Origin of the sequence: Mongoliibacter sp. (assembly GCF_007692705.1) — a bacterium.
Lineage (GTDB): Bacteria > Bacteroidota > Bacteroidia > Cytophagales > Cyclobacteriaceae > Mongoliibacter.
In genome coordinates, this window is record NZ_REBN01000284.1 from 1 (window position 1) to 5674 (window position 5674).

At 38.7% G+C, this 5674-nt stretch carries 5 protein-coding genes; 4 read left to right on the top strand and 1 reads right to left on the bottom strand.

What is annotated here, in order from left to right; all coding sequences use genetic code 11:
* Positions 1 to 356: 356 nt before the first annotated feature.
* The gene (locus EA341_RS18945; protein ID WP_293016748.1) at positions 357 to 1763 is read right to left on the bottom strand and encodes a phage tail sheath C-terminal domain-containing protein; all 1407 of its coding nucleotides are present in this window, start codon (positions 1761 to 1763) and stop codon (positions 357 to 359) included.
* An 894-nt stretch (positions 1764 to 2657) separates the two neighbouring features.
* Between EA341_RS18945 and EA341_RS18950 the strand changes: the two genes are divergently transcribed.
* The 4 genes from EA341_RS18950 (at position 2658) to EA341_RS18965 (ending at position 5590) form a co-directional block, all read left to right on the top strand.
* Positions 2658 to 2879, top strand: coding sequence for a hypothetical protein (locus EA341_RS18950; RefSeq protein ID WP_293016749.1), 222 nt, complete (start codon positions 2658 to 2660; stop codon positions 2877 to 2879).
* Between the two features lie 506 nt (positions 2880 to 3385).
* Positions 3386 to 3670 (top strand): hypothetical protein, encoded by a 285-nt coding sequence (locus EA341_RS18955; RefSeq protein WP_293016750.1) that lies wholly within the window; start codon positions 3386 to 3388, stop codon positions 3668 to 3670.
* A gap of 783 nt (positions 3671 to 4453) precedes the next feature.
* On the top strand, positions 4454 to 5317 hold the full coding sequence (locus EA341_RS18960) for a hypothetical protein (protein WP_293016751.1): 864 nt from the start codon (positions 4454 to 4456) through the stop codon (positions 5315 to 5317).
* Between the two features lie 6 nt (positions 5318 to 5323).
* Positions 5324 to 5590 carry a hypothetical protein gene (locus EA341_RS18965; protein WP_293016752.1) on the top strand — a complete coding sequence of 89 codons (267 nt, stop codon included), beginning with the start codon at positions 5324 to 5326 and terminating at the stop codon, positions 5588 to 5590.
* The last annotated feature ends 84 nt before the right edge of the window (positions 5591 to 5674 follow it).

The following is a 5674-nucleotide window of genomic DNA, read 5'->3' on the forward strand; positions in this document are numbered from 1 at the left end:
TGATCAGCGGGCCAAATTAATTCTGCGGAACCTGTTCCGAGAATCGGAATGACGCGGAACCTGTCCCGACTGTCGGGATTGCGCAGAAGGTAGAGATTGGAAAAAGCCTCACCTTGTCATGTCGAACGCAGTGAGACATCTTTACGGGTGTAGGATAAAGGGTTCACGCGGAGGAAGCAAAGAAGCCTAACTTGTCCCGAAAATCGGGAGGATCGCAAAGAATTTTTAGGAAGGCACTTTAGGTGATTTTTTGACAATTAAGCTGATTAGTACCCTTAGCCTTTAAAGAACGCAAAGAAAATGAATACGCTTTTTTAATCTTAGAGCCTTCGTTTCTTTGTGGCAAAAAAAGTTAACTAAGCCTGATTCATTTTTTGGGTAATCCTGAGGATCACAAACTCTGCTGGTCTCATGGCAGCCAATCCCAACTCCAGTATCATTCGACCCTCCTTGATATCTTGCTGCGTCATGGTTTGACCCAACCCGCACCTTACAAAATATGCCTGATCCGGCTTTGTCCCTTGAATTGCCCCATTTCTCCAAAGTTCATGGAGGAAGTTTTCAGTCATAGACTTGGTTTTTGTCCAGGTATCGGCATTATTTGCTTCAAAAGCTATTCTTTCCAAGGGTTCCTTCAGTGAGCTTTCTACCATGATCACAAACCTCCTTACCGGAACATAACGCCATTCATTGTCATTGCCGGCCAAGGTGCGTGCGCCCCACACCAAAAAGCCTCTGCCAGAAAATTCTCTAATGGCATTGACCGATTTTCCTTCTACTGGATCCACATTAAACTGTTCCTGTTCCAGGTTGTTGATGTTGGCTGTCAAAGCCTGTATGCCTTGCAGGGAAACATTGGCGGGAGCTTTCCATACACCTCGTTGCCCATCGACTAGGGCATAGGCTCCAGCTACATAAGGAGAAGGAGGAAGTACAGGCCTGAGTGTTTTTCTGATTTCAGCAATTCCATTTCTAAATAAGCGTTCGTCTTGGCTTTTCAGCGCTGCAAGGCTTATGGTTTTTTGACGGCCCTTAGGATCTAGAAGGTGTACTTCTACGTCTTCCGGTTCGAAAGTATAGTTCAGCTGACTGATGATGTAGGGATAGTAAGCAGCTGCAAAGCTTCGTCCTTCACTTTGACACAGTCCATTTCTAAACTGAGCCAGGCTTTGCAGGTTATCGGCTGCTTGCTTGTGCAGATCCATGAGCAAAAAACGGCTGCGCATCTGACTGCATTGCAACATGGCTTCTCCCATCAATTGGTAGTAATCCTTTTCTTCCAAAAGTCCCACGGCATCCGGGAAACAAAGAAGGGTAATGCGTTCTTCTTTTTTGCTGGCCGCTAAGCCATTTTGGTAATCCTGTAGTTTGGGAGCTTGCGCCGAATTTCCCACCGAAATGACAAAACAACTGCGGCCTCCATTGGCAAAAAAAGCTTGAAGGCTATAAAACAGTAAACCGGCCTTGGGATTAGCAAGCCTCGCCTGCATCGCATTGGCATTACTGGGGTTGATTTCCAGGCTGAGACCTTGTTCTTTACCTGCGGTGCCAAAAAAAGTGGTGTATTCCTGCATAGAGGAAATCCTTTTGGGTACAGCCATTAAGTCAACCCCGGCCTTTTCTCCTGTCAAGTGTGTGTATCCGATAAAGGCAGGTATGGCAGTTTCCACGGGAGAGATTGTCATTGGTGCCAGAGAAACTTCTTCCACATAAACGCCTGGGCTGCGGAATTTCCGGAGATGAGGTGGAATTGATTTGGCCATTGGAGTGCTTGTTGGTTTGCTTAGATTAAAGTTAACCAATTTTTAAAGGGGCTGCAAAAAGGTCAATCTCAGGTTCAGAAAGGGAATATGCTTGCTATAAAAACGAAAAAACTGTCACTAGCAGCGACAGTCTTTAAAAACGCAAAAAACACTATTCAATCCAAATTGGTGCCTGCGAGATTCATTGTGATCAAAAATTCCGATTGTAGAACTGCAGGGCTTTCTAGTAAAATTTTTTCATATTGGTTTATTATACTGAGACAAAAAGCCAAGGGTTGTTCTTTATTAAAAACTTAATTATTAAATGATTTTATAAGAATTATAAGGAGGTTTGTTTCTTGCAAACTCCTATTGTTGGTCAATTCTAATGGACAACCAAGGTTACTTGGGTTTTTAATACTTTTAGAAAATATATTTTGGTCGTTTCACGCAGCGAGCGCAACGGTTTCGCCACGAGCGCAGCGAAGCTATCTGCGAATATCAGCAGCATTCAATGCTGATATTTATCGGTACAGAACAGGTTCAGTGGGACAATATATTCCCGCAGAACCTGTCTCGACCCTCGGGATTACGGAGATATGATTAGAAGGTAAAAAGAGTTTAAAGCTTTATTATGTTGATTTTAAAAGATAACAGATTGAGAGTTCTGATTTGGAATGTGTAGGGTTTAAAAAAAGAATTAACCAAAGCGGGACAGATAACCACAGATGATATTAGTTCAAATTCTTTATTAAATAAACAGATTTAAAAAATTCATTAAATTATTCAAATAAACATATCCTAAATATGATTTCTTTTTGGAGTCTTTGGCATCTCAGATTGAAACAATTGCGTTAAATATTTTGTAATTAAATTTAAAAAGGTGTAATATTATTTTCAATTTTTAATACTGTCATGAGCGTTATCAAACCCATATTGAAAGAAGTAGTGAAGGTGTTTCATTCATACTTTGTGACTACCACTGACGTAATGAGCCCGGATGTCAAAGAAATTATGGCCAATCCTGAGGATAAGAAAAAATACTTTGATGCTATCGAAAAATTGAAATCAGGTGAGGAGGAGGTGAAGATAAAGCTGTCTACAAAAAAAGAGATGACATTGACACTTAACCATTGATTTTTTCATGGATTATACGCTTACTTTTTGGACTGTAGTTTACATTGTTTTCCTAATCATTCCTGGCGTATTTTTCAAAAGGTTTTATTTTCAGGGGCATTTTAATAAGCAATTTCAATCTGGGTTATATGCAGATCGCTTGATTACAAGTTTATTTTGGGGTGCCATCATTCAAGGAATAACTATTCAAATTTTAATACATACAAGTGATTTGGGTTTTGGGAGTTTCTCTGATGTATACAACGAAGTATACAACAGTATTTCAAGCAAAAGTCTTCCGAATGGAAGCTCCAGGTTGTTTCACTTTGCTTCAATATATCTAATAGGCTCTGTATCCATAGGGATAATATTGGGTCATTTTTCCCACAAGCTAGTTAGAAAAACCAAGTTAGATCTGAATTATGCGGTTTTCCGGTTTTCAAACAAGTGGTTTTATTATTTTACCGGAGAGATTTTAAATACCCAAGAATTTAGATTAAAAAATCTAAGAATGTAAGAATGGAAAGGTGTTCTCTACTATTGTGGATGTATTGGTAGATTATGGAGGGGGTAAAAATGTTCTTTTTTCAGGTGCTTTGACTCAATATAGCCTTTGCCCTAAAGGAGATCTGGAGACTTTATATTTGACAGGTACAGGGAGGTACAAGAAAGTGGAAGGCAAACCACCTGAGTTTAAAATGATAGGTGGAGATTGCTTTATAATTCCATACCATAGAGTTCTAAACATGAATATTGATTATGTAATAGAAAAAAGTGAGGAGAAAAAAATTGGAAGACTAAAGCGTTTTTAATTAAGCATTTTATCATTTGTTTTAATCCTATTGCTGCTCACTGTTTTTATTTTACCATGGTTTACCGAAGCAGGGTTATTTACAAAGATTGCTTCAACAATCATTTTCTTTATTGCTTGGTTATTCCTAATGGTATCCTACACTGGTTTAGTATCAAAGGAAAATGAATTAAGTTCTAGAGGAATTTTGATTAGCTTTTTAGTATCGATAGGACTGCTATTGTTTGGGGCTATAATTCTAGGCTTAATTGATCTCTATTTTCTTTGGTAGAGAATAGATACCGTTAACAGAACCAAAAGAGAATTATTTCTGCCAATGTAATGGTAATTAAAAAGTGCCAATTTCGGTAAATTAAGATTGTACCATATTTGGCAACAAGAATGCACTGCCCCCCCTCTGAGTGTAAAATAAGCTTTTGGCTGTAGCTGGGTGAAGTTTGTAAATCTCTCTCAGGTTTATTTCACCAATTTGAAATTGGGCATACAAGCTGTTACCATCTACTTCAATCGGGGCTGGCCATCCAGAAAATTGCTGGTTCTTGGATACTGGATATTCCGGAGTATAACCTGTTCCGGATCTCGGGATTGATCCCTCCCTGGCGGGATGTTCTTGTATGTTGAAAGGGAATTGATTGACCAGGTTTTATTTTTACCACGGATGAACACAGTTGATTTTAGGTCTTAGAATTCAGGTTTGGGTTACACTGCTATTTATAGAGGCCTAGTATCTTGTTATTTCTTTTTAGTTGGTTGTATATTTATTTTCAGAAAAAACAAAAGTGTGATGGATTTAGAAGAACTGAATCAGCAGTTAGCCAAGTTAATGGAAGAACAAAACAGGCGCGCTGTTCCTGAATTTGAGGGATATTCTCCTTATGAAATGAATAATATCTTGCATGATACATTTGGTACAAATAGTCCTATTCAATTACAAAAGCTGAGCTCTGAGGGTTATGATCAGATTCCGATGCTTCAGCAGGTCAAATACTTGGGTAGTATCATTGACAAGTCAGGTTCCCTAAAACTCACAGCTAAGGGATTTTTGCCAACAAAAATTGTGGCTGAGCTTTATGCGCAAGAGTTTATCAAAGATGATTTTATTGATGATGCCCATTATAAACTCTACAAGGAGACAGACTCTAATTCCATTCACTTGACGAGGATATTGATTGAGCTGACGGGAATTGCTAAAAAGCGTTTGGGAAAATTATCGCTTACAAAAAATGGTCAGAAGGTATTGAAAGACGACTTTGAGTTATTCAAACTTCTGTTTGATACTTTTAGGAATAAGTTCAATTGGGGTTATTTTGATGGATATGATGAAAGGCCGATTGGTCCTTTGGGGTTTGGATTTACTTTGATTCTATTGTCCAAGTATGGAGAAAAGCCACGTTCTGATATTTTCTATGCTGAAAAATATTTGAAAGCTTTTCCCGCTTTGCTCGAAGGAATAAATCCCGGTTATACTACTGTGGAGGATTATGCTGCAAGTTGCTATTCAATTAGAACCTTTGATCGGTTTATGGATTATTTTGGTTTGGTAGCGCTCGAAAAGGAAGGTGCCATCATCAAGAGGATCGTCAATGTCCAAAAAACACCCCTGCTGGATAAGTTATTTAAGATTAAGGCGCGGGAAGGGGGGAAGTAGGTGAGTATGAATAAGCAAGAAAAAATTACCTGCCTGAAGGCATATTTGGATAAGTCTGAAGAATCGTATGCTGATAGTTTTAAATGGGAAATAGGGATCATCCTTGGAGATTTTGAAGAATCTAATCCCAACTTACGATTTTTGGAAAACTTATCAGATGAAGCTGCCATTTATGCATTTGTAGACCAAATGACATCTCGAATTGTGATGAAATTCAATCCGGAATGGGAAAGCTTGGGAGATTTTGTCTGGGATTATGTGGGAATTGGGTAAGCCGAAGCTAACTTTTTAAACTCTTCTATTAGAACTTCTTTTGCTTGTTGTATAGCTTCTTTTTTAAATGGAACTCCTACCATA

What these genes read in the sequence shown, in the direction of transcription:
- EA341_RS18945 (WP_293016748.1), bottom strand. Translation starts at nt 1,763, where the DNA reads ATGGCCAAATCAATTCCACCTCATCTCCGGAAATTCCGCAGCCCAGGC.
- EA341_RS18950 (WP_293016749.1), top strand. Translation starts at nt 2,658, where the DNA reads ATGAGCGTTATCAAACCCATATTGAAAGAAGTAGTGAAGGTGTTTCAT.
- EA341_RS18960 (WP_293016751.1), top strand. Translation starts at nt 4,454, where the DNA reads ATGGATTTAGAAGAACTGAATCAGCAGTTAGCCAAGTTAATGGAAGAA.
- EA341_RS18965 (WP_293016752.1), top strand. Translation starts at nt 5,324, where the DNA reads ATGAATAAGCAAGAAAAAATTACCTGCCTGAAGGCATATTTGGATAAG.